Source organism: Moorena sp. SIO4A1, assembly GCF_010672065.1.
GTDB lineage: Bacteria > Cyanobacteriota > Cyanobacteriia > Cyanobacteriales > Coleofasciculaceae > Moorena.
This window is the reverse complement of record NZ_JAAHHX010000719.1, coordinates 1-1,443: the sequence shown is the minus strand read 5'-3', so window position 1 is coordinate 1,443 and position 1,443 is coordinate 1. Positions and strand designations below refer to the sequence as shown.

The 1,443-nt window shown below is 38.9% G+C and carries 1 protein-coding gene; it reads right to left on the bottom strand.

Translation table 11 applies throughout. The annotated features are described in order from the left end of the window. Positions 1-688 precede the first annotated feature (688 nt). Positions 689-1,443: calcium-binding protein (locus F6K53_RS42270; protein WP_293086485.1), on the bottom strand; the 755-nt coding region annotated here is incomplete at its 5' end.

Genomic DNA, 1,443 nt, shown 5'->3' with positions numbered 1-1,443 from the left:
GTTTTAACAATTGGCAAAAATAAAGTATTTGATCCCATGAATATCTCCATTTTTATATTGGCTTATTCCGGGAATCATTATAAATAGCATTAATCAATGATGAGCGCCATTGTGGCGGCTGATTTTGATGACAATAAGCCGCCAAAATGTTAAGCATTAAGCTATTTATCATCAGTCAGCTAATGCTCTGGTAGTGATAATATAGCGTTTTGATTTGAGTCGTGAACACACCTCTTGCCCCAAGAGGCAAAAGCCAAGAGGCAAAAGCCAAGAGGCAAAAGAGATCCGAAGTTTTATTGGATAATAAAAAAAGACCTTCTAGGTTTATATCTCATTTAGAAATTTTATAGTAAACATTTAGCTATCAGTAATCATCTCATGATAAAATAAGCGATCAAGCGTGCGCGTAGCGCAATCGCTTGATCGCCTCTTTGGGTTTGGCTTCAATGAATTAGAGCAAAACTTAGGAAAAACTGGGAACTAAACCTTATAAGTACTAGTAGGGTGCCTTATTAACACACTTTACAAGTAATCCCAATTTTTAAAAGTAAGATTAAAGATTTAGATGGGAAGATAGGTAGATAGGGAGATGGGGAGATAAAATTTATCTCTAGCCCTATCAGCCTTAAGAATTGCTATAAATTTACGGCGTTAGTCCTGTAGAGTATTCGCCATCTGGAATTAAGTTTTAAGCATCGAAGACGAAGTCAGAGTGACTAAGTTCGTGGGCATTAACCCCTTCAAACAAGACTTTTCCACCATAATTTGAATGGAATAGGGCACCATTGTGGGTATCGGTAAGCCGACCTTCAGCAATTACCCCACTGAACCAATAAGAAGAATCAATATAACCCCAGCCCCTAAATTCAATCTGATCGACACCAACCTCAAAGTCTTTGATCACATCATATTCACCGGATAACAAACTCTGATTTAACTCAAAAACGAATTGGTCAGCGCCACTACCACCAGTCATCATATCGCTATCACGACCACCAATCAGGATATCATCATTACTACCACCGACTAAGGTATCATTGTGGTAACCACCGACTAAGGTATCCTCGCCAAAACTGCCATGGAGTTTATCATAACCATTATCCCCATAGAGTTTATCGTCGCCTTTACCGCCTTCGAGGATATCATTACCACCATAGCCATAGACAGTATCATCCCCTAGGCTGCTATAGATTTTGTCCCCATAATTAGTTCCATGAAGTTTATCATTCCAAATACTTCCATAGCGGACATCATTGCCCAGGTTATAGATGAAGCTATCTCCCAACAACTGAATTGTACTGGTATTTACTTCTACTACAGTTAAATTGGTATCACGGTTAAACCAACGCTCATATTCTCCTGTGGTTGAGCCGTTGAGGTAGTCGATGCCATTGTTACCATTGATATCTGTAGTTTTATGGGGGTAGTTAAAGTCAACATTAT